The organism is Pseudomonas sp. BN515 (genome assembly GCF_029873155.1).
Lineage (GTDB): Bacteria > Pseudomonadota > Gammaproteobacteria > Pseudomonadales > Pseudomonadaceae > Metapseudomonas.
In genome coordinates this window covers 127,421-151,417 of record NZ_SSOH01000071.1, presented here as the reverse complement: position 1 = coordinate 151,417, position 23,997 = coordinate 127,421, and the positions used below count along the sequence as shown (strand labels likewise).

Genomic DNA, 23,997 nt, shown 5'->3' with positions numbered 1-23,997 from the left:
GGACATCCGCATGCGTCGCGTCGTGATCACTGGCCTGGGCATCGTTTCGTGCCTGGGCAATGACAAAGCCACTGTTTCCGCCAACCTGCGCGCCGGCAAGGCCGGTATTCGCCACAACCCGTCCTATGCCGAGATGGGTCTGCGCAGCCAGGTGTCCGGCTCGGTCAACCTGAACCTGGAAGAGCTGATCGACCGCAAGCTCTTCCGCTTCATGGGTGATGCCGCTGCCTATGCCTACCTGGCCATGCAGCAGGCTATCGAAGACGCCGGCCTGAGCGCCGAGCAGATCTCCAACCCGCGCGTGGGTCTGATCGCCGGCTCCGGTGGCGCTTCCACCGTCAACCAGATGGAAGCCATCGACACCCTGCGCGAGAAGGGCGTCAAGCGCATCGGCCCATACCGCGTAACCCGCACCATGGGCAGCACCGTTTCCGCGTGCCTGGCCACCCCCTTCCAGATCAAGGGCGTGAACTTCTCCATCTCCTCGGCCTGCGCCACCAGCGCGCACTGCATCGGCCAGGCCATGGAGCAGATCCAGCTGGGCAAGCAGGACATGGTCTTCGCCGGCGGCGGTGAAGAAGAGCATTGGAGCCAGAGCTGCCTGTTCGACGCCATGGGTGCCTTGTCCACCCAGTACAACGAAACCCCTGAGCGCGCTTCCCGCGCTTACGACGCCAAGCGTGACGGCTTCGTCATCGCCGGCGGCGGTGGCATGGTGGTTGTCGAGGAGCTGGAACACGCCCTGAAGCGTGGCGCCAAGATCTACGCAGAGATCGTCGGCTACGGCGCGACTTCCGACGGCTACGACATGGTCGCCCCGAGCGGCGAAGGCGCCATCCGCTGCATGCAGCAGGCGCTGTCCACCGTCGACACCCCGATCGACTACCTGAACACCCACGGCACCTCCACCCCGGTGGGCGACGTGGCGGAAATCCGCGGCGTGCGCGCAGTGTTCGGCGACAAGGCCCCGGCCATCAGTTCCACCAAGAGCCTGTCCGGTCACTCCCTGGGCGCCGCTGGCGTACAGGAAGCCATCTACTGCCTGCTGATGATGGAAGGCAAGTTCATGGCTGGTTCGGCCAACATCGACGAGCTGGACCCGGAAGTGGCCGATCTGCCGATCCTGCGCGAGACCCGCGAGAACGTGCAGATTGACACCGTCATGTCCAACAGCTTCGGCTTCGGCGGCACCAACGCCACCCTGGTACTGCGCCGCTTCAACGGCTGATCCCAGACCCGGCGGTATCCACAACGCCCGTATCCCCCCGGATACGGGCGTTGTCGTTTATGGCGCCTCAACTAATTCCATTAGATCTGTAGGACCTTTCCGAACCGTCTGTTCCGCCATCAAGAAGCGCCGCCCTCCTCCGCTACAGGGACCAGCAACACCCTTTTCGTCCCGGATCGGAGTAGACCCATGTTCCTTCGCCAATTGCCCATCGCCTACCGTGCCGCCATCGGCTTCGCCATCATCACCCTGATGCTGGTCGGTCTCGGTGGCTTCGCCCACAACCGCATGGAGGCCATCAACGAGGCCTCCACCGAGATCAGCGAAATCTGGCTCCCCAGCGTCGAGGCCTCCGGCCAGATGGCTCTGCTCATGGCCACGTTCCGCCTCAGCGAGATGAACCACGTACTGGCTCAGGACCGCGACACCATGAATGCCCAGGAGCGACGCATGGACAAACTGCTCGGCGAGCTTGCAGCGGTGGAAAAGGCATACCAGCCATTGCTGCAGCTGCCGGAGGAGAAGCAGTTGTTCGAGGCAGTACTCAGCGCCAGCCGCGACTACATGAACAGCCACGAGGCCCTGCTGCAGCTGTCGCGCCAGAACGACACCGAGCGCGCCTACGCGCTGATTCGTGGCGAGCAGTACCAGCGCTACGAAACCCTGTCGCGCAGCCTCGCCGCATTGATCGACCTCGACCAAAGCCAGGCGCGGGAATCCAGCCGCCGCGGCGACGAAGTGGTGAGCGATGCCACCCGCTCCGTCGTGCTGGTCATGCTGCTGGCGGTCCTGGCCAGCATCGCCATCGCCTGGCTGCTGACCCAGAGCATCGTCGGCCCTATCCGCGAAGCCATGCGCACCGCAGAACGGGTGGCCGGCGGCGATCTCACCGGTGAGCTGGACAGCACCGGCCGCGACGAACCAGCCCGGCTGATGCAGGCCCTGCAGTCCATGCGACAGTCCCTGCGCGACACCATCGAACAGATCGGCCATTCCGCCACCCAGCTCGCCTCGGCAGCGGAAGAGCTCAATGCGGTGACAGAGGAAGGCAACCGTTCGCTGAGCCGCCAACACGACGAGATCGAGATGGCCGCGACAGCGGTCAACCAGATGAGCGCGGCGGTGGAAGAAGTGGCGCGCAATGCCGCCTCCACTTCCGAGGCCGCCACCACGTCGGAAGGCGTCGCGCTCAGCGGCCGCGAACAGGTGGAGGAAACCGTCCAGGCCATTCGCGGCATGGGCGAGGAAGTCACCCGTTCCACGCACATGGTGGCGGACCTCGCTGAGCAGGCCCAGGGCATTGCCACTGTGCTGGACGTAATCCGCTCCATCGCCGAGCAGACCAACCTGCTGGCCCTCAACGCTGCCATCGAGGCGGCCCGTGCAGGTGAACAGGGGCGCGGCTTCGCCGTGGTGGCCGACGAGGTCCGTGCCCTCGCCCACCGCACCCAGGAGTCGACCCGCGAGATCGAACAGATGATCGCCGCCATCCAGGCCGGCTCCGATGCAGCGGTCAGTGCGATGAACCAGAGCGATACCCATGCTCAGGATATGGTCAAGTTGGCGGAAAGCGCCGGCCAGGCCCTACAGGAAATCGCCCGACAAGCCGGCGAGATCAACGAGCGCACCCTGGTGATCGCCACCGCCGCCGAGCAGCAGGCCCAGGTGGCCCGCGAGGTAGACCGCAACCTGGTGAACATCCGCGATATCTCGGTGCAGACCTCGGCCGGCGCCAACCAGACCTCCGCCGCCACCCATGAGTTGTCGCGCCTGGCGGTAGAGCTCAACGGCATGATCGCGCGCTTCGTGGTCTGACTTCCGAGCCCCGCCCTCCATCGCCAAACATGAAAAAGGGCGCCACTAAGGCGCCCTTCTCTGTTCCCGGCGATCAGGCCGCTTCGCGGTCGCCCGCCGCCTTCTCCCGCCCACCGATACGCGGCAGCAGCATGGGCACCTGGTTGCGATAGTCCGCGTACTCCGGATGCGCCCGCAGCAGGTCGCGCTCTTCCAGCTGGATGGCCGCCAGGATGTAGATGCTGGTCAGCACGGCGAACAGCAGGTGGGTCGCACTCATGGTCGGGGTGGCCCAGAAGCACAGGAACCAGCCCAGGTAGAGCGGGTGGCGTACCAGCTTGTAGGCTCCCGGCGTCTTGAACTCCAGCTCGGTGTAGGGCTTGCCCAGCAGGTTGAGCCAGACCTGGCGCACGCCGAACAGGTCGAAGTGATTGATCAGCAGGGTGGCGTAGAACACCAGCGCCCAGCCGAATCCGAAGGTCGCGCCCATCACCAGACGACCGGAGCGGTTCTCGATGTTCCAGATTTCACCGCCGAGCGGCTGCCAATAGCTGTACAGCAGGATCAGCGCCAGGCTGGAGAACAGCACGTAGGTGCTGCGCTCGGCCGCTGGCGATACCCACTGGGTCCACCAGGCCTTGAAGGCCGGCCGGGCCATCAGGCTGTGCTGGACGGCGAAGATGGTCAGCAACAACACGTCGATTCCCAGGGCGGTCCAGAACGGCAGGCGCGGCTCGCCATCCAGGGTTCGTGGCGCGAACGGCAAGTTGGCGATGAAGCCGATGGAATAGACGAAGGTGGCGAAGAAGATCAGGTAGCTGATCAGACCATAGGAAAAGATCGAAATGCGCTTGAAGTAGGTGAACATGATGCGCTCCTGCCGGGGATTCTGGTCGGCGGGATCGCTCCGCTCCGCCTTGGACACCAGCTTCGCCCCGGCCTGTATCAGCCCGATGGCTGATAGCGCTCAGTTTGTTTCCGCTTTGTATCCGCTCCTGGGACTCTCCAGCCAAGCGTGCAACAGTTGGTGCAAGCGCTGCTGGTCCAGCGGCTTGGTCAGCAGCGCCTTGACGCCCTGTTGCTGCACTTCGCTCTCCAGCAGGGAGTCGCTGAAGCCGGTGTAGAGCACGATGGGCAGATCGGCACGGGACGCCAGCAGGCGCCGCGCCAATTGCAGGCCGGACAGGCGCGGCATGCTCTGGTCGAGGATGACGAAGTCCCAGGCGTAAGGATCGGCGCAGAGCACCTGGCTGGCCTGCTCCGCATCGCAGAAGATGCCGGGCTCCAGCCCCCAGCCCTCCAGCAGTTCCCCCATGAATTCGGCCACCGTGGCATCGTCGTCCACTACCGCAACACGGCCGCACAGGGCCGAGCGCAGGGGTGGCCGGGCGACAATCGGCGCACTGGCCTCCTCCCCCTTCGCCGCCGGGCTGTGGGCCGGCATCAGCACGCGGAAGGTGGCGCCCTGCTCCGGCGTGCTGTCCAGATGGATATGGCCGCCGTACTCATGGACGATGCCGTGCACCATGGACAGGCCCATTCCGCTGCCCTGGCCCGTGGCCTTGGTGGAGAAGAACGGCTCGAAGATCTGCACCCGCAGCGCCGGGTCGATCCCCGGACCGCTGTCGCTGACGGTCAGTGCCACGTACCGGCCCTTGATCCGCTGCTGGCAGGAGGCGCAGACGCCCTCCAGCTCCTGCTGGCCGAGGCTCACCCGCAACTGGCCGACGCTGCCCATGGCATCGCGGGCATTGATGCAGAGGTTCATCAGCACCTGCTCCAGCTGCACCGGATCGGCCAGCACCCGTGGCAGGTCGTGATCGAGTTGTACTTCCAGCTCCACCGTGGCCGGCAAGGTGGACTCCACCAGGCGAATGAAATCCCCCAGCAACAGGTCCAGCGCGACCACCTGGGGCTTGCCGCGGCTGCCCCGGCTGAAAGTGAGCATCTGCTGGATCAGGTCGCGGGCCTTTTCCGCCGAACGCTGCACCCGCGACAGGTACTTGCCCAGGCGCTCGTCGCCGCCCTGCTCCGCCAGTTCCTGGGCCATCACGGTGTAGCCCAGCATGCTGGTCAGCAGGTTGTTGAAGTCGTGGGCGATGCCCCCGGTCAGATGCCCGATCGCCTCCATGCGCTGGGCCTGGCGCAGTTGCTGCTCCAGGCGGGCGCGCTCTTCCTCGGCCTCGGTGCGCTCGGTGATATCGCGCAGGTAGCAGATGAAGCGCGGCCCCTCGTCCCCCGGTACCTGGGTCAGGGCCAGTTCGGCGGTGAATTCACGTCCGTCGGCACGCTGCGCCACTACCTCCATGCGTTTGCCGAGGAAGGCGCCGTGACCGGTCTGCAGGTAGTGCTCCAGGGCGTGCTCGTAGGCCTCGCGGAAGCGCGGCGGGATGATCAGCTTGAGCAACGAGTGCCCCAGCGCCTGTTCGCGACTGATACCGAAGCACTGCTCGGCGGCCGGGTTGAACGCCAGCACCCGCCCGGCCTCGTCCATGCTGATGAAGCAATCCAGGGCGGTATTGGTGATGGCGCGGTACTGCATCTCGCTGGCGCGCAGGGCCTGCTCGGCCTCCTTGCGCTGGGTGATCTCGCGGGTGATGCCGAGGATGCGGTCGATACCGCCGATGGCCACACGCTTGAGCAGCACCTCGTCCCAGTGCAGGCTGCCGTCACGGTTGCGCCGGTGCCATTCGAAGCGCTGCACCTGGCCGGCAGCCGCACGCGCCAGGTAGCCGGCCGCCTCCTTGCCGGTATAGGGCGCGTAGCCGGCGCTGAAGGCATCGATGTCCAGCTTGAGCATTTCCTCGTAGCTGTAACCGTAGGCACGGCAGGCCTTGGGGTTGACGTCCACCAGGGCGCCGCTCTCGATGTCATGGACGAAGATGGCATCCTCGGAGGTATCGAAGATTGCCCGGTAGCTGGCTTCCGCCTCCAACCGTTCGATTTCCGCCGCTGCCCGTACCGAGAAGATGCGCAGCACCGATTCCACCTTGTCGCGGTCCGACATCGGCCCCAGCCGGCCGGCGGCGATCAGGCCCAGCGGCCGGCCATCGCTGGCGAACAGCGGGTAGCCCGCGTAGCTGTCGACGCCAAAGGCAGCCAGCACCTCGTCCGTGGGGTAGGAACTGCGCAGGTCGCGGGGCACGAAGTGGAAGCTGCGTCCGAACACCTCGGCGCAGGGCGTGCCTTTGAGGGAGTACGTGGCGTTCTCGTGCAACGTCCCGCCGTAGTAGAGGGCCAGGGTGGTGAGGCTTTGCGGCCCTTCGTCGCTGATGCGGCTGACGAAGGCGAAATCGGCGTTCAACGAACGCACCATGTAGCGGGCGATTGCCTCGAACACCTCGTTTCCTGTGGCGGCAGACACACCCAGGGCCACGAAGCGCAGCACCTCTTCCAGGCTCTTGCGGGAACTGATGTCGGTGGAGATGCCGCAGATGGCGCTGACCCGGCCGTCGCCATCGAAGAGCGGGAACTTGTTCGACAGATAGGTGCGGATGCTGCCGCCCATGGGCACCTGCTCCTCGAACTCCAGTTCGTGACCGAGCTGGATCACCCTCAGGTCGTTGGCGCGCAGTACGTCGGCGATTTCCGGGGGAAAGAACTCGTGGTCGGTGTGCCCCAGCACCCGATCGGCGCGGACCTTGAACAAGCGCTCGAAGGCCCGGTTGACCAGCACCAGGCGGCCGTCGAGGTCCTTCACGTAGATCACCGCACTGCTGCTGTCGACGATCTGCCGCAAGCGATGCTCTTCAGCGCTGATGGCAAAGCGGCTGGTCAGGGGCTGGCTCACCGTAAGGCCCTCCGGGGTTGGCGGACTTGCCTGATTATGGAACAGCCCGGCTACGGCCGAACGGCCCGGGTTGCCATTGAAACAATTGAAACAAAGAGCTGACGTGGGGCGAATTCAGTGTTGTAACCCGTAGGAGCTGGCTTGCCAGCGAATGGCCCCTTTTTCGCTAGCAAGCCAGCTCCTACAAGGCTCCTGGATCGATGAATTCGCCCCTACAGCCTTACGCTTCAGCCCGGCACGAACATGTAGCCCACACCACGCACGGTGCGGATGATCTGCGGCTTGTCCGGGTCCTGTTCCAGCTTGCGGCGCAGGCGGGCGATACGGATGTCGATGGAACGGTCGAAGGGATTCCAGTCGCGGTGCTGGGTGAGGTTCAGCAACTGGTCGCGGGACAGCGGCCGGTTGGGGCGCTGCGCGAAGGCCTGGAGCAGGTCGAACTCCATGGCGGTCAGGGGGATTTCCTCGCCCGAGGCGTCGAACAGCTGGCGGCTTTGCAGGTCGAGACGGCACAGGCCGAGTTGCAGGCAAGGGCTGTCGTTGTCCGCGACAGGCTGGGCGGCTGGTGCCGGATTGCGGCGATAGCGCCGTAGCACGGTCTTGAGCCGAGCCAGCAACTCGCGCGGGTCGAAGGGTTTGGCCAGATAATCATCGGCCCCGACTTCCAGGCCGACGATACGGTCCAGCGGCGTGCCGGCGCCGGACACCATGATCACCGGCAGGTCGTGATGTTCGCGCAGGTAACGCGCCAGGCTCAGGCCGTCTTCGCCCGGCAGCCCCACGTCCAGCAGCACCAGGTCGGGCAGCGCCTCGGCCAGCCGCGCACGCAGCTGGCCGCTGTCGGCCACGGCCTGGACCTGGTAACCCTGGCCGCCGAGGTAATCCAGCAGCATTTCGCGGATTGCCTCGTCGTCGTCCACCACCAGGATGCTGATCTGTTCGGCCATGGGCCCGCGCCTCGCGCCTGCTTCAGACCCAGCGACTATAGCGCGCCATTACGACGCACGCGGGATCAGCGAACGGTGAAGCTCTGGCGGGCCAGCAGGCGGTCGCCCTGGAAGACCATGAATTGCCACTCGCCCGGCACCACTTCGTAGTGCTCGGTGAACTCGAAGGCCATCACGTCGGTGGGAGCGCCGGGTGCCATCTTCTGCTCCACGACGAACTTGTCGTGGCGCTTGCCGTCCGGACTGACTACGCCGGGGGTGAGGTAAAGCAGGGTCAGCGGGGTGTCCTTTTCCTGCTTGCCGACCAGGGTGTAGCGCATGCCGAACTTGGTACCCAGCTTGGCCGGGATTTCGTCGGTCGGCTGGATCGTCTGGTTGCTGCGGGTCAGCACGCGCTCGCCCGGCTGATAGTCCTGGTACTGGGATTCGAAGATGCCGTATTCCACCGGACCTTCCACGCGCACGTCAGCCAGGGCAACGCCGGAAGCCAGGCCGAGGGCCACGAGTGCTGTCATTCGAAAGGGGATCATGTCGCGCTCCTTGTTTGCGGTGGCGCGAGGTTATGACGCGGTCATGACAACCTCGTGACAGGCTCACTGCGCTGCGGCATTCCCCTGTTTTCGGGGCAGCACGGCGAGGAAATTGTCCCGCGCCACCTTGCGCGCCACTGGCTCCGGCAAGGCATCCAGGAAGGGCCGGTAGGCTGACAGGTAATCCCCCAACCCATCGAAGCGACCCACTACATCCGAGCCCAGCATGAAGCGCTCCGGATGGCGCTCCACCAGTGCCAGCCAGCGGCGATCCGGTTTGCCGTCGGCGTCCAGCAGGTAGGGTTCCAGCACACTCCAGGAGAGGTCGATGTAGAGGTTGGGGTAGTCCGCCAGCAGGCGTTCCAGGGTGGGCAGGAGGAAATCCAGCTTCGTCTGGTGGCGGTGGATTTCCATGCTGGAGCCGGCGTGGGCCCAAATGAAACGCACATGGGGATGGTTGCGCAGCGGTTCTTCCACCTCCTGCAGGAACAGCGGATTGCGTTCGCGCTTGGAGGTGATGTTGGAGTGCAGCAGCACCGGCAGGTCGTATTCGGCGGCCAGGTGATAGATGCGGCCCATGGCCTCGTTGTTGGCCCGTGGCGTGTCGCCGTCGATCAGGGCGGTGAGGTCGTCGTGGCGGGTGAAGACTTCGCCAATCCCCTGCCAGAGCCCCGGGTCCAGCTCCAGCATGCGGCGGATATGGGCATCGGAGTTCTTGTCGTTGGGGTTGAAGCCGCTGAGAAAGGGATGGAAGCGCTTGCGTTGTTCGTCCGGCAGTTGCTTGACCGCAGCGGCCACCAGCACGTCGGTGGCGCTGTACCAGTAGGCATCGGCGTCGTCGCCGGCGTAGTAGCGCGGGCGCTTGGGTTCGTCCTCGTGCCACTTCTTTGCCACCGGAATGCCGGAAATCATCACATGGTCGATGCCGCCCTTGTCCATCGCCTGCAGCAGGGACTGCATTCCGTCGCTTTCCTGGAAGAAATCCACGTAATGCAAATGGGCGTCGCTGTAGCGGTAATCGCGCGCTTCGCCGGGAATCGCCAGCACCAGCAGGAGCGCGGCGAGACTGGTCTTCAGTCGGTACAAGGCTCGTCCTCCGGGATGGGTGAATGACCTTGGACCGACATCGCGATGGCTGTGTTCAACACCACAAGCCGCTGCCCGGCCGCCAGCCTTTGCGCTAGCCTAGCGGGACTCAATCGCTCACTGGCCAGGAGGCCCTCGATGACTATCCGTCTCACCCGTGATTCCGCCACCGGCACTCGCCAGCGCATCGAACTGGACGGCAAGGCACCGCTGTTCACCGACCTGCCGACAGATCTGGGTGGTGCCGGTGCGGACCCGGAGCCCCATGACTACTTCGATGCCGCCCTGGGCAGCTGCAAGGCCCTGACCGTCACCTACTACGCGCAAAAGAACGGCATTCCGCTGACCGGCGTGGACGTCGAGGTGAACCGCGACGATAGCGAGGAACGCAAGGGACACTACCGCCTGGACGTGAAGCTGACCCTGCGCGGCCCCCTCAGCGACGAACAACGCGCCACCCTGCTGCGCATCGCCGACAAGTGCCCGGTGCACAAGCTGATGACCCAGGTGGAAGTGAGCATCGAAACGCGCCTCGCCGAAGGCAACTTCAGCCAGTGACCTGCGCAGGAAGTCCGAGCATGAACATCCTCACCATTCGCCCGCGCGCCGAAGAGGTCGCCGGGCAACCGATTCTCCGTCCGCTGCCCTCGGCCCAGTGCCGAAGTGTCGGGCCCTTCGTGTTCTTCGACCACATGCTGGAAGCGGACTACGGCCCCGGTGCGGGCATGGACGTGCGCCAGCATCCGCATATCGGCCTCTCCACCCTCACCTACCTGTTCGAGGGCGAGCTGCAGCACAAGGACAGCCTGGGTTCGGACCAACTGGTGAAGCCGGGTGACGTCAGTTGGATGACCGCCGGACGCGGCGTCGCCCATGTCGAGCGCACCCCGGCCAACCTCGTGGCCAGCGGTTCCCGTGCCCATGGCCTGCAAGTCTGGCTCGCCTTGCCGAAGGAACTGGAAGACTGCGAGCCCAGCTACAGCCATCACCCGACCGCCAGCCTGCCGACTCAGGACGCCCTCGGCGTGCGCATCCGCCTGATCGCCGGCAACGGCTTCTGCCTGGAATCCCCGGTTCCAGTGCTTTCCCCTACCCTCTACGCCGACCTGCAACTGGAAGCCGGTGCCACCCTGACCATTCCCTGCGAGCATCCGCAGCGGGCGCTCTACCTGCTGGAAGGTGAAGCACTGCTGGACGACCAGCCGCTGGAACCGCGCAGCCTGGTAGTGCTGCCGGAAGGCGTGGAGTTCGTGCTTTCTGCCTGCAGCGGCTGCCAGTTGGTGATGATCGGTGGCGCACCGCTCGACGGGCCACGGAGGATGAACTGGAACTTCGTGTCCAGCAGCCCGGAACTGATCGACCAGGCACGCAGTCGCTGGGCGGCCGGTGACTGGCCTGTGGTGCCGGGGGAAACCAGCCGGATCGAATTGCCGCGCTGATGGTGTAGGGGCGAATCCACTACCGAGCACAACGCCGACCTCTTTCGCCCGGTCTGGACCGTAGGGTGCGCTGTGCGCACCGACTTCAAGACCCGCTTCGGCACCAGGCCAAACCGCCGGTGCACACGGCGCACCCTACCCGATCGCCTTCATCCTGCTAGCCCAAGCAGTCGAATCGTCACAGGCAGAGCCGATGACTCATGACCACGTCCTCAGGACGTGGTTTCCCAAGTTCAAATGAATTCGCTCCCACAAACGGCATGAAGCTCAGGCGAACACTTCGTCCAGCAGGGTGTACATCGCCGCGAAGGCGCGTTGTGACACCTTGGCGTTGTATTGCGCCGTACCCGGATTGTTGGCCGCCGGGTCGGTAAAGGAATGCACCGCACCGCCGTAGCTCAGCAGCTGCCAATCCACGCCCGCCTCGCCCATCTCCCTGGCAAATGCCGGCAGTTGGTCTCGGGGCACCAACGGGTCCTGCGCGCCATCCAGCACCAGCACGGCTCCCTGGATATTGCGGGCGTCAGTGGGGTCCGGCGTATCCAGCGAGCCATGGAAGGACACCGCGGCTTTCAGCGGCGCTCCGGCCCGCGCCAATTCCAGCGCGCAGGTGCCACCGAAGCAGAAACCGAAAGCCGCCAGCCGGGCCGCATCCGTGGGAGCCGCTTGTTGGCCACGCAAGGCTTCCAAGGCCGCCAGCAGGCGACGTCGCAACAGCGTGCGGTCCTGTTTCAGTGGCAGCATGGCGGCACTCGCCTCCGCCGGGTTGCCTGGCCGCACCGTCGTGCCGTAAACGTCCGTCAGCAACACGCGATAACCCCGGCCGGCGACCTGCCCGGCGAGCTCCTCGGCACCACCGCTGACCCCGAACCAGTTGGGGGCCATCAGCAGACCCGGACGCGGCGCCGGGTCGGCGGCATCGAATAGCAGGCGGCCCTCGAAGGCCACGCCATCGATCGAGTAGCGGAGGGACTGGGACTGGATCTGCGTCATGGATTACCTCGTACCGGTGAAGACTTCGTCGAACAGGTCGTTCATCGCCTGGTAGGCCCGCGCTGCGACCTTGGGGTTGTACTCATTGCGCCCCGGCACGTTGGCGCCGGGCTCAGTGAAGGAGTGCACCGCGCCTCCGTAGCTGACCAACTGCCAATCGGCCTTGGCGGCGGTCATTTCGGCGGTGAAGGCGTCCACCTGAGTCTTGGGCACGGCCGGGTCATCGGCACCATGCAGCACCAGGACCGGCGCGCGGATGTTGCGGGCATCGGCCGGGTTGGGTGTGTCCAGGTTGCCATGGAAGGATACGAAGCCCTTCAACTGCGCCCCGGAGCGTGCCAGCTCCAGCACACTGCCACCGCCGAAGCAGAAACCGATGGCGCCGAGGCTGGCCAGATCCAGCGGCACCTTCGCCCCCTGGGCCTTGAGCATCTCGACCCCGGCCTGGGCGCGCTTGCGCATCAGCGGCCGGTCGCCCCGCACCGAGGTGGCGGCAGCCCTGGCTTCCTCCGGCTTGGTCGGGCGGACGCCCTTGCCGTACATGTCGGCGATGAAAATCACGTAGCGCTGGCCGGCAATGCCCTTGGCCTGATCGGCAGCGGCCGGCGTCACCCCCATCCAGTTGGGCACCATCAGCAGGCCTGGGCGCGGGGTTTTCACCGCGTCGTCATAGACCAGGGTGCCTTCGAACGGCTTGCCGTCGATTTCATAAGGCACCGTCTGGGTGACCATGGCCGCCCAGGTCGGGCCGGCGAATGCGAACAGCAGCGAGGGCAGCAGCAATCTGTTCATGGACGATCTCCTGTAGCGGAGGGATGACTGAGCTTAGACCCTCTGGCTGGGTGAACCTCCCAACCTGTTTCATGGGAGATCGCAGCCCCAACCGGCCCAGAATCCCGCACCAAAGAAAAAGGCCCGCAATCGCGGGCCGTTTTCATTGCAGCTGTCTATCAGGCAGAGAGTTCCACCAACAGCTTGTTCAGGCGGCGCACGTAGGCGGCCGGGTCCTTCAGGCTGTCGCCGGCAGCCAGGGCAGCCTGGTCGAAGAGGATGTGCGACAGCTCGCCGAAGCGGTCTTCGTCCTGCTCGCCGTCCAGTTTCTCGATCAGCGGGTGGGCCGGGTTGATCTCGAAGATCGGCTTGGATTCCGGAACCTTCTGGCCGCTGGCTTCGAGGATCTGGCGCATCTGCAGGCCCAGGTCCTGTTCACCGATGGCGAGGATCGCCGGGGAATCGGTCAGGCGATGGGAAACGCGCACTTCGCTGACCTGCTCATCCAGCACCTGCTTCAGGCGCTCGATGAGCCCTTCCTTGGCCTTGGCGACTTCTTCCTGGGCCTTCTTGTCCTCTTCCGAGTCCAGCTTGCCGAGGTCGAGGTCGCCACGGGCGACATCGACGAAGCCCTTGCCGTCGAAGTCGGACAGGTAGCTCATCAGCCACTCGTCGATGCGGTCGGTGAGCAGCAGCACTTCGATGCCCTTCTTGCGGAAGACCTCCAGGTGCGGGCTGTTCCTGACCTGCGAGTAGCTCTCGCCGGTGAGGTAGTAGATCTTGTCCTGGCCTTCCTGCATGCGGCCGATGTAGTCGGCCAGGGACACGCTCTGCTCGCCCGACTCGTCGCTGGTGGCGGCGAAGCGCAGCAGGCCGGCGATCTTCTCCTTGTTGGCGAAGTCCTCGGCCGGACCTTCCTTCAGCACCTGGCCGAAGTTCTTCCAGAAGCCCTTGTATTGCTCGGGCTCGTTCTTCGCCAGCTTCTCCAGCATGTCCAGAACGCGCTTGGTCAGCGCCGACTTCATGGACTCGATCACCGGACCGGACTGCAGGATTTCGCGGGAGACGTTCAGCGACAGGTCATTGGAGTCCACCACGCCCTTGATGAAGCGCAGGTAGAGCGGCAGGAACTGGTCAGCCTGGTCCATGATGAACACGCGCTGCACGTAGAGCTTCAGGCCGCGCGGTGCCTCACGGTGATAGAGGTCGAAGGGTGCGCGGGCCGGGACGTAGAGCAGCGAGGTGTATTCCAGCTTGCCTTCGACCTTGTTGTGGCTCCAGGACAGCGGGTTCTCGAAATCGTGGGCGACGTGCTTGTAGAACTCCTGGTACTCCTCGTCCTTCACCTCGGTGCGCGGACGGGTCCAGAGCGCACTGGCGCGGTTGACGGTTTCCCACTCCTGCTCGGCCGGCGCCTCTTCACCGTGCTGCTCCTTCGGCAGCTCGATGGGCAGGGCGATGTGGTCGGAGTACTTCTTGATGACGTTGCGCAGGCGCCAGCCGTCAGCGAACTCCGCTTCGTCGGCCTTCAGGTGCAGGACGATGCGGCTGCCGCGCTCGGCCTTGTCGATAGTAGCGACGTCGAACTCGCCCTCGCCCTTCGATGCCCAGTGCACGCCCTCGGCGGCCGGCAGACCGGCGCGGCGGGTGAAGACGTCGACCTTGTCGGCAACGATGAAGGCGGAATAGAAGCCCACGCCGAACTGGCCGATCAGGTGGGAATCCTTCTTCTGGTCGCCGGACAGGTTCTTCAGGAAGTCGGCGGTGCCGGACTTGGCGATGGTGCCCAGGTGCGCGATCACCTCGTCACGGCTCATGCCGATGCCGTTGTCTTCGATGGTGACGGTGCGGGCGTCCTTGTCGAAGCTGACCCGGATCTTGAGATCGGCGCCGCCTTCCAGCAGCTCGGGCTTGGCCAGCGCCTCGAAGCGCAGTTTGTCAGCGGCGTCGGAGGCGTTGGAAATCAGCTCGCGAAGGAAGATTTCCTTGTTGGAATACAGGGAATGGATCATCAGGTGAAGCAGTTGCTTCACCTCGGTCTGGAAGCCCAGGGTTTCTTTTTGAGTTTCCACACTCATGGTCGTCTGACTCCACGTGGATGGCTTGAGCCGCATGTGCGGCGGCGGATGTCATCCAGATGGGGCCTTCGACAAGGATTTCAAGTGCTTAGCGAAACGCGGGCGTCATCGCCATGACGGGGGGCTTCGGCCCCCATACGGCTCAGGGCTCGAGCAGCTCGACGTGGGAGACCTCGTCCAGGTCGAAGCTGAAGCTGGCGGCACCCGCTCCGCCCAGGTTGCGACGGATGAGGATGCGGCCTTCGCGGTCCAGGCCGGTGAAGCGGCCTTCGGCGGTGCTGCCACGCACCGTGTACACACGCATGCTGAGCTCCTGGTACTGGCTGGGATTGCTCAGCAGGCGCTGCAACGAGAAGCGCAGGCGACGATCCACCGGGCGGGCGGCGTCCGCTACGGATGCCGATTCCTGTGCCTCGCTGGGCGCCTGGGGTGCCGCACCGGGTTCGGCCAGGGGCGGGAAGCTGTCGCGGCGCACTCGCCAGCCCTTGGTCTCGCTCTTGGCAAGTTGAATCGGCAGGTGATGGGCCTGGCCATCGACCCGGGCCTCCACTTCAAGGTCCAGCTCGCGCGCCGGCAGGCTGACGGCCGGCAACGGCACCAGCTCGACATTGCGCGTGGCGAATCGCCGCTGCAGGTAGTCGCGTATCACGTAGGCCAGGGTGTCGCGGGAGTCGTAGGTCGGGTCCACCCGGCCGTCGCGATAGCGCAGGCGGTCGGTGAAGACCTCCAGATGCCCGGTGAGCGTGGTGGCGAACTTCGGCGGCAGTACCAGGTGGAAGTCTCCTGCCAGGCGGTTCGGCGCCACCGGCTGGAGGTCCAGGTGCAAGGTGTAGCCACGGGGAATGCGCCGCGCCTCCGGCAGCTCCTGCTCCGGCAGTAGCCAGCTGATCTCGACTTCCGGCTTCGGGCCGACGTCCTGGGGCAGGACATCCAGGCGCAGGGCGCCCTGGGGCTGGTTGCCGAGGCGGATGGTCAGCTCGCGACGGGCGTAGAAGTCCTGCCCTTCACGCAGGCTGAGGATGCCGTCCACCAGTTCGGCCTCCAGCGGTGAAAAGTGCTGGCCGTTGAGTTCGCCGTTCAGTCGGATGTCCAATTCGGACCTGGCGCGATCCTCCTCGCCCAGCCAGCGCAGGCTGAGAATCGCCTGGAGGCGCTCAGGGTCCTGGGCGGCGAGCATGGTGAGGCCCACCACCAGCGGGATGAAGCCCATGGCGCCCAGGACCACGGCCTTGCGTGCATTACGCCAGTGGTAGAGCACGTAGGCCAGGGTGACGGGCGGCAACAGGCTGCCAAAGCCCCAGAGCAGGCTGGTGCCGAAGGCCAGCATGATCAGCCAGACGAGTCCGGTGACGATCAGCAACAGGCCGCCAAGAATCAGTAACGCAACCATCGGGCTTTCCTTGTGAACGACCGGACGCGACTGGCGCGCCTCAGGGTTCGTCGACCTTGAAGTGGGCGCGCGCGGTGGCGATGGGTTCGGTCTGGGTGGTCTGCCAGGCGGTGATGGCGACGTTGGCGACGCGGCGGCCTTGTCGCCAGACCTGGCACTGGACGTAGGTGTCACGATAGTGCCCGGCGCGAAGGTAATCTATCGAGAAGTCGATGATTTTGGGCATATGTGGCGTGCCCATGAACATCAGCAGGTGGAGCATGGCCGCATGCTCCATGAAACCGGCGATCACGCCGCCATGGATGGCCGGCAGGGTCGGATTGCCGATGTTGTCCTTGCTCGCCGGCAGGCGGAACACCATGTCGTCCCCAAGGCGCAGGCATTCCATGCCAATCAGCTTGGCGTAGGGAATCAGGCACACCAGCGAGCCGTAGTCATTCTTTTCATGGGCTTCACGCACCAGGGCGTTGAGGTCGAGGCTCATACCGCACCTCCCTGCTTCAACTGGCCCGGCTTGCCCATGCGCATGAATGCGCCGACCACATGGGCGATAGGCTGGGCCGGATCGTCCTGGTAGGCATAGCCGCGGGTGAAGATGACGTTGGGCGTCACCCGGTAGCATTCAGCGAATCCGAAGACGTCCTTGTGGGGCTCGGCCGGATGCATGTAGTCGATGCGCAGGTCCAGGGTCGGGCAGATCTCGAATTCCGGCAGCACACAGACCGTGGAGATGCCGCAAGTAGTGTCCATCAGAGTGGTGATGGCGCCGCCGTGGATCACACCGGTTTCCGGATTGCCTATGATCTTTGTGCTGTAGGGCAGACGCAGGGTCAGGCCCTGGGGGGTGGCGTCGTGCACGCTGAGGCCGAGCACCTGGCAATGGCGCAGCACAGTGAGAAATCGCTGCGCCCGTTCAATAAGGGAGTTGTCCGTCATGACTGCAACCTTGGCGGAAGATGGGCAAAGAGCCGAATAATACCTTGCGGACGATAGGCCGTTGTCGACAAGCACTGAAACCAGGCTTTTTTTAAAAGACGTTGAACTTAGAATCAGTTCACAAACTCCAACTGCTATCTACGAGGAAAGCCACACATGGAGGCTCAAATGAAAAAAACCCTGTCTCTCGCCCTGCTGCTGGCCGCCAGCCTTGGTCTCGCCGCCTGCGACAAGAAGGAAGAGGCTCAGGCACCGGCTGCACCGGCTGCACCGGCGACCGAATCGCAGCCGAGCACTCCGGCTCCGGCTCCGGAAACCGCCCCGGCTCCGAGCGCACCCGCCGCGCCGGCCGCTCCGGACACCGCCCCGTCCGAGGAGCAGAGCCAGTAAGCTTCCGGCAGCAGTAACAACAAGGCCCGCACATCGCGGGCCTTGTTGTTTCCGAAGGGTTCAGAGCGCAGGACTGAGCATCAGCAGCAGGCTGCAGACCAGGCCGACGACCCAGACCAGACTGCGCATGCCGGCCTTGTCGTTCCAGTAGAGGAACAGATAGAGCACCCGCGACACGATGAAGGCGATTGCCAGCAGGTCGACGAACCAGCCCTGGCTCTGGGTGACATGGGCCACCAGCACGCCTGCCGCGAACAACGGGAAGATTTCCAGGGTGTTCTGGTGCGCCGCCACCGCTCGCGCGCCGAAGCCGGTCAGCCGTGCCTGCTGCGCACGGGGATTGCGGTTGTCGTACCCCCTGCCCTCCTCGCGCATGGCCTTGGCCACCGGCACCTTGGCCAGGTAGATGAGCAGAGCGGCAAAGAACAGGCACCAGAACGGAATACTCATTCGACTTTCTCCTTGGGCGCTTCCAGCGCCTGGGTCGGGGTGTAGACCATCACATCCAGTACATCCGAGTGGAACTCGCGGCGGTAGAGCACCAGCACGACCCCGGTGGTCACGATGACGAAGAACCAGGGGTTGATGAACCAGGCCAGCATGGCCAGGCCGAAGTAGTAGCTGCGCAGGCCGAAGTTGAACTGGTTGGCCGCCAGTGAAATCACCCTCGCGGTGCGCTCCGCGAAGTCTTTCCGCTCCTGGTCGCTGACGTGCTTCTCACCAATCATCGGCGCCGACCCCACGAGAATGGCGGCGAAGTTGTACTGGCGCATGCACCAGCTGAAGGTGAAGAAGGCGTAGACGAAGACCACCGCCAGCCCCAGCAGCTTGAGTTCGGAAATGCCGCGACTGGCGGGCTGTACGAAGGGCAGGTCCGCCAGCACCGACACCGCGCGGTCCGTCGAGCCGAGCACGGTGAGGATGCCGGCCAGGATGATCAGGGTGCTGGAAGCGAAGAAGGAGGCATTGCGCTCCAGGTTGCCGATCACGCTGGCATCGGCGATGCGGTTGTCGCGCAGCAACAGGCGGCGCATCCAGTCCTCGCGATAGAGGTGCAGGACCGAAGCCAGGCAGGCGGTATCCCTGCCCTTCCAGATGGCGTAGCGGGTGTAGCCCACCCAGCAGGTGAGGAACCAGAGGATGGCCACCAGGTGGGGCCAATTGCGCAGAATGCTGGACATGCGAATTCCTTTTAAGAACACGACCGATTATAGCGACCCATTAGCAGGCCCCTGCAGCGTCTGATGAAGGCTGATCGCAACAAAAAAGGCCGCCCGGAGGCGGCCTTCTTTGCACTTGCCAGCAATCAGGCGGCAACTTCCACCGGCTTGCCCAGCAGGCGGTCGTAGAGGCTGGCCGCGGCCAGGGTGGCCACGGACGGCAGCAGCCAGGCGAGTCCTTGTTCGGACAGCGGCAGGTGAGACAGCCACTGCGGCATCCAGCCCGCGAGTTCGGCACCCTTGAGGGCATCGATCAGGCCGAACAGCAGCGACACCAGCATCACCGGAGCCACCACGCGGCTTGGGGAGTGCCACAGACCCACGCAGAAACTCAGGGCCACCAGCACGATGCACGGCGGGTAGATGGCGGTGAGTACCGGCACCGAAACCTGGATCAGCTTGGTCAGGCCGAGGTTGGATACCACCAGGCTGAAGGCGGCAAGGATGATCACCAGGCTGCGGTAGGACAGCGGCAACAGGCGGCTGAAGTACTCGGCGCAAGCACAGGTCAGGCCAACAGCGGTCACCAGGCAGGCCAGGGAGATCAGCAGCGCGAGGAAGGTGCTGCCGAGGTTGCCGAAGGTGTGCTGCACGTATGCGTGCAGGACCGCGGCACCGTTGGTGGCGGTACCAGCGATGTCGTGGCTGTTGGCACCGAGGCGGAACAGGCTGATGTACACCAGCGCCAGGCCGACACCGGCGATCAGGCCAGCGATGATGGCGTATCGGGTGATCAGGCGCGGCGACTCGACGCCACGGGAACGGATCGCGTTCACGATGACGATGCCGAACACCAGGGCGCCCAGGGTATCCATGGTCAGGTAGCCGTTGATGAAACCCTGGGAGAACGGGGCGGCCTGGTAGGCCGGGGTGGCGTCACCGATTTCGCCCATCGGCAACATGAAGGCGGCGATGCCAAGGATGGCCAGGGCCACGATCTTCATCGGCGCCAGCACGCGGCCGACGGTATCCAGCAGACGGCCGGGATACAGGGAAACCGCCAGCACCACGATGAAGTACACGAGGCTGTAGGCGAACAGGGCCAGTGGGGTATCGCCGGTCAGCGGCGCCAGGCCCACTTCGAACGAGACAGTCGCAGTACGCGGGGTCGCGAACAGCGGGCCGACCGACAGGTAGCAGACAGAGGCCAGGAGCACGCCTGCCGTCCTGCCGATGGGGCTGCTGAGGGTGTCCATGGCGCCGCCGACCTTGGCCAGGGCGATGACGGTTACCACGGGCAGGCCGACGGCGGTGATCAGGAAGCCCAAGGCTGCCATCCAGACGTGGGGACCGGACTGCAGACCGACAATGGGCGGGAAAATGATATTGCCGGCTCCGACGAACAACGCGAACGTCATGAAGCCGAGTGCCAGGACGTCCTGGCCTTTCAAGGATTTCATTGGGGAATTACCACATCGCTGAAACAGGGTTTACCGAAGGGGTTTCCCGATTGGGTCGGGGGAAACGTCATCCATCCGTTTGGGATTGATCGCTAGTGCCCGACCTTCGCCCTTGTGGGGCATGGTGAGCGGCATGGTTGCTACCCTAGCGATTTTACCGAGGGAAGCGCCTGACGTGGATCAGGTTGTCGGAGTAGCTACCGTTTCTGTCGCTTGGCCGACAGGCGGTTGCACTTTTACGCAGAATGGTTGCACCTCGAACGACAAAGGCCACCCCGAAGGGTGGCCTTTGTTGGGGGAATCAAGTCGCCTTAGGCGTTCTTGACTTCCCAGCCGGTCAGCTCGGCCAGGGCCTTGCCGATGTCGGCCAGCGAACGCACGGTTTTCACACCAGCGTCCTGCAGGGCAGCGAACTTCTCGTCCGCGGTGCCTTTGCCACCGGAGATGATGGCGCCAGCGTGGCCCATGCGCTTGCCGGGCGGTGCAGTTACACCAGCGATGTAGGACACCACCGGCTTGGTCACGTTGGCCTTGATGAAGGCAGCAGCTTCTTCTTCAGCGGAACCGCCGATCTCGCCGATCATGACGATGGCTTCGGTCTGCGGGTCTTCCTGGAACAGCTTCAGGATGTCGATGAAGTTGGAGCCCGGGATCGGGTCACCGCCGATGCCCACGCAGGTGGACTGGCCGAAGCCGGCGTCGGTGGTCTGCTTCACGGCTTCATAGGTCAGGGTGCCGGAACGCGACACGATGCCTACTTTGCCCGGCAGGTGGATGTGACCCGGCATGATGCCGATCTTGCACTCGCCGGGAGTGATCACGCCCGGGCAGTTCGGGCCGATCAGGCGTACGCCCAGCTCGTCGCACTTGACCTTGGCTTCCAGCATGTCGATGGTCGGGATGCCTTCGGTGATGCAGACGATCAGCTTGATGCCGCCGAAGGCCGCTTCCAGGATGGAGTCCTTGCAGAACGGAGCCGGAACGTAGATCACCGAAGCTTCGGCGCCGGTGGCTTCAACGGCTTCCTTGACGGTGTTGAACACCGGCAGGCCCAGGTGGGTGGTGCCGCCCTTGCCGGGGGTCACGCCGCCAACCATCTTGGTGCCGTAGGCGATGGCTTGTTCGGAGTGGAAAGTACCCTGGCTACCGGTGAAGCCCTGGCAGATGACTTTGGTGTCTTTGTTGATCAGGACGCTCATTACTTGCCCTCCGCGGCCTTGACGACTTGCTGTGCAGCGTCGGTCAGGCTGGTCGCCGCGATGATGTTCAGACCGCTCTCGGCCAGTACCTTGGCGCCGAGGTCAGCATTGTTGCCTTCCAGACGGACGACCACGGGGATCTTCACGCCAACTTCCTTCACCGCGCCGATGATGCCTTCGGCAATCATGTCGCAACGAACGATGCCGCCGAAGATGTTCACCAGTACGGCAGCGACGTTGCTGTCGGACAGGATGATCTTGAACGCTTCGGTCACGCGCTCCTTGGTCGCACCACCGCCAACGTCGAGGAAGTTGGCCGGCTTGCCGCCGTGGAGGTTGACGATGTCCATGGTACCCATGGCCAGGCCGGCACCGTTGACCATGCAGCCAATGTTGCCTTCCAGGGCCACGTAGTTCAGTTCCCACTTCTGCGCATGGGCTTCACGAGCGTCGTCCTGGGACGGGTCGTGCATGGCGCGCAGCTTGGGCTGACGGTACATGGCGTTGCTGTCGATGTTGATCTTGGCGTCCAGGCAGTGCAGGTTGCCGTCAGCCTTGATAACCAGCGGGTTCACTTCCAGCAGAGCCAGGTCGTAGTCCTGGAACAGCTTGGCCAGGTTCACGAAGATGTGGGTGAACTGCTTGATCTGGTCACCTTCCAGGCCCAGCTGGAATGCCAGCTCGCGGCCCTGGTAGGGCTGAGCGCCGACCAGCGGGTCGATGGTGGCCTTGAGGATCTTCTCGGGAGTTTCGTGAGCAACTTTCTCGATGTCCACGCCACCTTCGGTGGAAGCCATGAACACGATGCGGCGGCTGGAACGATCTACCACGGCGCCCAGGTACAGTTCCTTGGCGATGTCGGTGCAGGATTCAACCAGGATTTTGCTGACCGGCTGACCGTTGGCGTCTGTCTGGTAGGTCACCAGGCGCTTGCCCAGCCAGTTGGCGGCGAACGCCTTGGCGTCGTCCTTGCTCTTGACCAGCTTCACGCCGCCCGCTTTACCGCGGCCGCCAGCGTGGACCTGGGCTTTAACAACCCATTCGCTGCCACCGATTTTTTCGCAGGCTTCTGCGGCTTCTTCCGGGGTGTCTACGGCAAAGCCCTTGGATACGGGCAGGCCGTATTCAGCGAACAGCTGCTTACCCTGATACTCGTGGAGATTCATGCTTGTCTACCGTCTTCGTTTAGGTATTGCGCATTCGGCGCTGCATTCGTGGTGCCGCGCCACCTGTGACTGCAGTTGAAGGCAGTCCGGCGGGCTTTCCGCGGTGAGCCCCAGAGGGCTCACAGCACGGGCAGTCCGCCGTGGTTCTTCTTTGCTCTTAGCGCTTCTTGCGGTTGGCGATGTGGATGGCGTGGCCATTCACAGCGAGGGCCGCTTCGTGCAGCGCTTCGGACAGGGTCGGGTGCGAGAAGACCATCATGCCCAGGTCTTCGGCGCTGGTGCCGAACTCCATGCCGATGGCACCTTGCTGGACCAGTTCTGCGGCGCTTGGGCCGATCACGTGGACGCCCAGTACGCGGTCGGTCTTGGCATCAGCGATGACCTTGACGAAACCGGCGGTGTCATTGGCAGCCATGGCACGGCCACTGGCGGCGAACGGGAAGGTACCGACGTTGACTTCAACGCCTTCGGCCTTCAGGGTCTGCTCGGTCTTGCCGACCCACGCGATTTCCGGGTGGGTGTAGATGACCGACGGAATCAGGTCGTAGTTCATCTGGGCTTTGTGGCCGGCGATGCGCTCGGCGACCATGATGCCCTCTTCCGAGGCCTTGTGGGCCAGCATCGCGCCACGTACCACGTCACCGATGGCGTACACGCCCGGAACGCTGGTAGCGCAATGGTCGTCGACGAAGATGAAGCCACGCTCGTCCAGGGTCACGCCGCTATCGGCAGCCAGCAGATCGGTGGTCACCGGGCGACGGCCCACGGCCACGATCAGCTTGTCGAAGGTTTCCTTCTGCTCGCCGTTGGCGTCGGTGAAGCTGACGGTTACCTGCTTCTTCTTCACTTCGGAGCCGGTCACGCGGGCGCCCAGACGAATCTTCAGGCCCTGCTTGGTCAGGACCTTCATGGCTTCCTTGGAAACCTGCTCGTCGGCGGCCGGGAGGAACTTGTCCAGGGCTTCCAGCACGGTCACTTCAGCACCCAGGCGAGCCCAGACGGAGCCCAGCTCGAGGCCGATCACGCCGGCACCGATAACGCCCAGCTTCTTCGGAACGGCCTGGAAGTCCAGGGCGCCGGTGGAGTCGACGATCACGTCCTGGTCAACCGGAGCCGGCGGGATGTCTACCGGCTTGGAGCCGGAAGCGAGGATCACGTTCACGGCTTCGACGATCTGTACCTTGCCGTCGGAACCGGTCACTTCGACCTGCTTGTTGGCCAGCAGCTTGCCGTGGCCTTCCAGCAGGGTGACGCCGTTGGCCTTGAACAGGGTGGCAACGCCGCCGGTCAGGTTCTTCACGATGGTGTTCTTGCGACCAACCATGGTGGGAACGTCGATGGAGACGCCCTTGGCTTCGATACCGTGGACTTTGAAGGCCTCGTGGGCCTCATGGTACTTGTAGGAGCTGTCCAGCAGCGCCTTCGACGGAATGCAGCCGACGTTCAGGCAGGTGCCGCCCAGAGCGGTCTTGCCTTCCTTGTCCTGGTACTTCTCGATGCAGGCGGTTTTCAGGCCGAGCTGAGCTGCCTTGATGGCGGCAACGTAGCCGCCGGGGCCCGCACCAATCACTACCACGTCGAATTTCTGGGTCATAACTCATTCCTTCTCGTATGAAACCGGACGGCCCCTGTAAGGGGGG

At 64.3% G+C, this 23,997-nt stretch carries 22 protein-coding genes; 5 read left to right on the top strand and 17 right to left on the bottom strand.

The window, feature by feature from the left end; translation table 11 throughout:
* Window positions 1-10: 10 nt before the first annotated feature.
* A complete protein-coding gene (gene fabB / locus E8E91_RS17780) occupies window positions 11-1,228 on the top strand; it encodes a beta-ketoacyl-ACP synthase I (protein ID WP_280377394.1) in 1,218 nt (405 codons plus the stop codon).
* A gap of 189 nt (window positions 1,229-1,417) precedes the next feature.
* Entirely contained in the window at window positions 1,418-3,043 is a 1,626-nt protein-coding gene (locus E8E91_RS17775; RefSeq protein ID WP_280377392.1) for a methyl-accepting chemotaxis protein, read from the top strand.
* Between the two features lie 73 nt (window positions 3,044-3,116).
* Here E8E91_RS17775 and mddA read toward each other — a convergent pair whose 3' ends face one another.
* The 5 genes from mddA to E8E91_RS17750 form a co-directional block, all read right to left on the bottom strand.
* Window positions 3,117-3,890 carry a methanethiol S-methyltransferase gene (mddA, locus tag E8E91_RS17770; RefSeq protein ID WP_280377388.1) on the bottom strand — a complete coding sequence of 258 codons (774 nt, stop codon included), beginning with the start codon at window positions 3,888-3,890 and terminating at the stop codon, window positions 3,117-3,119.
* 99 nt (window positions 3,891-3,989) lie between these two features.
* Window positions 3,990-6,812: a PAS domain S-box protein gene (locus E8E91_RS17765; protein ID WP_280377386.1), complete on the bottom strand. Its 2,823-nt coding sequence runs from the start codon at window positions 6,810-6,812 to the stop codon at window positions 3,990-3,992.
* A gap of 227 nt (window positions 6,813-7,039) precedes the next feature.
* Window positions 7,040-7,759, bottom strand: coding sequence for a response regulator (locus E8E91_RS17760; protein ID WP_280366057.1), 720 nt, complete (start codon window positions 7,757-7,759; stop codon window positions 7,040-7,042).
* Window positions 7,760-7,824: 65 nt separating this feature from the next.
* Complete coding sequence (locus tag E8E91_RS17755) at window positions 7,825-8,289, bottom strand: DUF3859 domain-containing protein (protein ID WP_271470449.1); 465 nt, start codon at window positions 8,287-8,289, stop codon at window positions 7,825-7,827.
* 63 nt (window positions 8,290-8,352) lie between these two features.
* Entirely contained in the window at window positions 8,353-9,375 is a 1,023-nt protein-coding gene (locus tag E8E91_RS17750) for an amidohydrolase family protein (protein WP_280377384.1), read from the bottom strand.
* 138 nt (window positions 9,376-9,513) lie between these two features.
* Between E8E91_RS17750 and E8E91_RS17745 the strand changes: the two genes are divergently transcribed.
* Both E8E91_RS17745 and E8E91_RS17740 read left to right on the top strand, forming a co-directional pair.
* Entirely contained in the window at window positions 9,514-9,933 is a 420-nt protein-coding gene (locus E8E91_RS17745) for an OsmC family protein (RefSeq protein ID WP_280366064.1), read from the top strand.
* Between the two features lie 20 nt (window positions 9,934-9,953).
* A complete protein-coding gene (locus E8E91_RS17740; protein WP_280377382.1) occupies window positions 9,954-10,814 on the top strand; it encodes a pirin family protein in 861 nt (286 codons plus the stop codon).
* Between the two features lie 267 nt (window positions 10,815-11,081).
* Here E8E91_RS17740 and E8E91_RS17735 read toward each other — a convergent pair whose 3' ends face one another.
* The 6 genes from E8E91_RS17735 to E8E91_RS17710 all read right to left on the bottom strand — a co-directional run bounded on the left by E8E91_RS17735 (window position 11,082) and on the right by E8E91_RS17710 (window position 16,982).
* Window positions 11,082-11,807: a dienelactone hydrolase family protein gene (locus E8E91_RS17735; RefSeq protein ID WP_280377379.1), complete on the bottom strand. Its 726-nt coding sequence runs from the start codon at window positions 11,805-11,807 to the stop codon at window positions 11,082-11,084.
* 3 nt (window positions 11,808-11,810) lie between these two features.
* Complete coding sequence (locus E8E91_RS17730; protein WP_280377375.1) at window positions 11,811-12,599, bottom strand: dienelactone hydrolase family protein; 789 nt, start codon at window positions 12,597-12,599, stop codon at window positions 11,811-11,813.
* A gap of 158 nt (window positions 12,600-12,757) precedes the next feature.
* A complete protein-coding gene (gene htpG / locus E8E91_RS17725) occupies window positions 12,758-14,656 on the bottom strand; it encodes a molecular chaperone HtpG (RefSeq protein ID WP_280377372.1) in 1,899 nt (632 codons plus the stop codon).
* A gap of 142 nt (window positions 14,657-14,798) precedes the next feature.
* Complete coding sequence (locus tag E8E91_RS17720) at window positions 14,799-16,046, bottom strand: MFS transporter (protein WP_280377370.1); 1,248 nt, start codon at window positions 16,044-16,046, stop codon at window positions 14,799-14,801.
* Window positions 16,047-16,086: 40 nt separating this feature from the next.
* Entirely contained in the window at window positions 16,087-16,530 is a 444-nt protein-coding gene (locus tag E8E91_RS17715; RefSeq protein ID WP_280366077.1) for a PaaI family thioesterase, read from the bottom strand.
* Window positions 16,527-16,982 carry a PaaI family thioesterase gene (locus tag E8E91_RS17710; RefSeq protein WP_280377367.1) on the bottom strand — a complete coding sequence of 152 codons (456 nt, stop codon included), beginning with the start codon at window positions 16,980-16,982 and terminating at the stop codon, window positions 16,527-16,529. The genes E8E91_RS17715 and E8E91_RS17710 overlap by 4 nt, the downstream gene beginning before the upstream one ends.
* Before the next feature lie 168 nt (window positions 16,983-17,150).
* On the opposite strand from E8E91_RS17710, the gene E8E91_RS17705 reads away from it, so the two are divergent.
* Entirely contained in the window at window positions 17,151-17,372 is a 222-nt protein-coding gene (locus tag E8E91_RS17705; RefSeq protein WP_280377365.1) for a hypothetical protein, read from the top strand.
* Window positions 17,373-17,432: 60 nt separating this feature from the next.
* On the opposite strand, the gene E8E91_RS17700 is transcribed toward E8E91_RS17705, so the two are convergent.
* The 6 genes from E8E91_RS17700 to lpdA form a co-directional block, all read right to left on the bottom strand.
* On the bottom strand, window positions 17,433-17,822 hold the full coding sequence (locus E8E91_RS17700; RefSeq protein WP_280377362.1) for an MAPEG family protein: 390 nt from the start codon (window positions 17,820-17,822) through the stop codon (window positions 17,433-17,435).
* A complete protein-coding gene (locus E8E91_RS17695; RefSeq protein WP_280377360.1) occupies window positions 17,819-18,553 on the bottom strand; it encodes a DUF599 domain-containing protein in 735 nt (244 codons plus the stop codon). The genes E8E91_RS17700 and E8E91_RS17695 overlap by 4 nt, the downstream gene beginning before the upstream one ends.
* A gap of 125 nt (window positions 18,554-18,678) precedes the next feature.
* On the bottom strand, window positions 18,679-19,992 hold the full coding sequence (gene brnQ / locus E8E91_RS17690) for a branched-chain amino acid transport system II carrier protein (RefSeq protein ID WP_280377357.1): 1,314 nt from the start codon (window positions 19,990-19,992) through the stop codon (window positions 18,679-18,681).
* Window positions 19,993-20,303: 311 nt separating this feature from the next.
* Entirely contained in the window at window positions 20,304-21,191 is an 888-nt protein-coding gene (sucD, locus tag E8E91_RS17685; RefSeq protein WP_077525307.1) for a succinate--CoA ligase subunit alpha, read from the bottom strand.
* Window positions 21,191-22,357 (bottom strand): ADP-forming succinate--CoA ligase subunit beta, encoded by a 1,167-nt coding sequence (gene sucC, locus E8E91_RS17680; protein WP_190828372.1) that lies wholly within the window; start codon window positions 22,355-22,357, stop codon window positions 21,191-21,193. The genes sucD and sucC overlap by 1 nt, the downstream gene beginning before the upstream one ends.
* A 157-nt stretch (window positions 22,358-22,514) precedes the next feature.
* Entirely contained in the window at window positions 22,515-23,951 is a 1,437-nt protein-coding gene (gene lpdA, locus E8E91_RS17675) for a dihydrolipoyl dehydrogenase (protein ID WP_280377354.1), read from the bottom strand.
* Window positions 23,952-23,997: the final 46 nt, after the last annotated feature.

Excerpts from the sequence above, each read along its gene's own strand:
- fabB (WP_280377394.1), top strand. The coding sequence starts at position 11 with ATGCGTCGCGTCGTGATCACTGGCCTGGGCATCGTTTCGTGCCTGGGC.
- E8E91_RS17775 (WP_280377392.1), top strand. The coding sequence starts at position 1,418 with ATGTTCCTTCGCCAATTGCCCATCGCCTACCGTGCCGCCATCGGCTTC.
- mddA (WP_280377388.1), bottom strand. The coding sequence starts at position 3,890 with ATGTTCACCTACTTCAAGCGCATTTCGATCTTTTCCTATGGTCTGATC.
- E8E91_RS17760 (WP_280366057.1), bottom strand. The coding sequence starts at position 7,759 with ATGGCCGAACAGATCAGCATCCTGGTGGTGGACGACGACGAGGCAATC.
- E8E91_RS17755 (WP_271470449.1), bottom strand. The coding sequence starts at position 8,289 with ATGATCCCCTTTCGAATGACAGCACTCGTGGCCCTCGGCCTGGCTTCC.
- E8E91_RS17745 (WP_280366064.1), top strand. The coding sequence starts at position 9,514 with ATGACTATCCGTCTCACCCGTGATTCCGCCACCGGCACTCGCCAGCGC.
- E8E91_RS17740 (WP_280377382.1), top strand. The coding sequence starts at position 9,954 with ATGAACATCCTCACCATTCGCCCGCGCGCCGAAGAGGTCGCCGGGCAA.
- E8E91_RS17735 (WP_280377379.1), bottom strand. The coding sequence starts at position 11,807 with ATGACGCAGATCCAGTCCCAGTCCCTCCGCTACTCGATCGATGGCGTG.
- E8E91_RS17730 (WP_280377375.1), bottom strand. The coding sequence starts at position 12,599 with ATGAACAGATTGCTGCTGCCCTCGCTGCTGTTCGCATTCGCCGGCCCG.
- htpG (WP_280377372.1), bottom strand. The coding sequence starts at position 14,656 with ATGAGTGTGGAAACTCAAAAAGAAACCCTGGGCTTCCAGACCGAGGTG.
- E8E91_RS17720 (WP_280377370.1), bottom strand. The coding sequence starts at position 16,046 with ATGGTTGCGTTACTGATTCTTGGCGGCCTGTTGCTGATCGTCACCGGA.
- E8E91_RS17715 (WP_280366077.1), bottom strand. The coding sequence starts at position 16,530 with ATGAGCCTCGACCTCAACGCCCTGGTGCGTGAAGCCCATGAAAAGAAT.
- E8E91_RS17710 (WP_280377367.1), bottom strand. The coding sequence starts at position 16,982 with ATGACGGACAACTCCCTTATTGAACGGGCGCAGCGATTTCTCACTGTG.
- E8E91_RS17705 (WP_280377365.1), top strand. The coding sequence starts at position 17,151 with ATGAAAAAAACCCTGTCTCTCGCCCTGCTGCTGGCCGCCAGCCTTGGT.
- E8E91_RS17700 (WP_280377362.1), bottom strand. The coding sequence starts at position 17,822 with ATGAGTATTCCGTTCTGGTGCCTGTTCTTTGCCGCTCTGCTCATCTAC.
- E8E91_RS17695 (WP_280377360.1), bottom strand. The coding sequence starts at position 18,553 with ATGTCCAGCATTCTGCGCAATTGGCCCCACCTGGTGGCCATCCTCTGG.
- brnQ (WP_280377357.1), bottom strand. The coding sequence starts at position 19,992 with ATGAAATCCTTGAAAGGCCAGGACGTCCTGGCACTCGGCTTCATGACG.
- sucD (WP_077525307.1), bottom strand. The coding sequence starts at position 21,191 with ATGAGCGTCCTGATCAACAAAGACACCAAAGTCATCTGCCAGGGCTTC.
- sucC (WP_190828372.1), bottom strand. The coding sequence starts at position 22,357 with ATGAATCTCCACGAGTATCAGGGTAAGCAGCTGTTCGCTGAATACGGC.
- lpdA (WP_280377354.1), bottom strand. The coding sequence starts at position 23,951 with ATGACCCAGAAATTCGACGTGGTAGTGATTGGTGCGGGCCCCGGCGGC.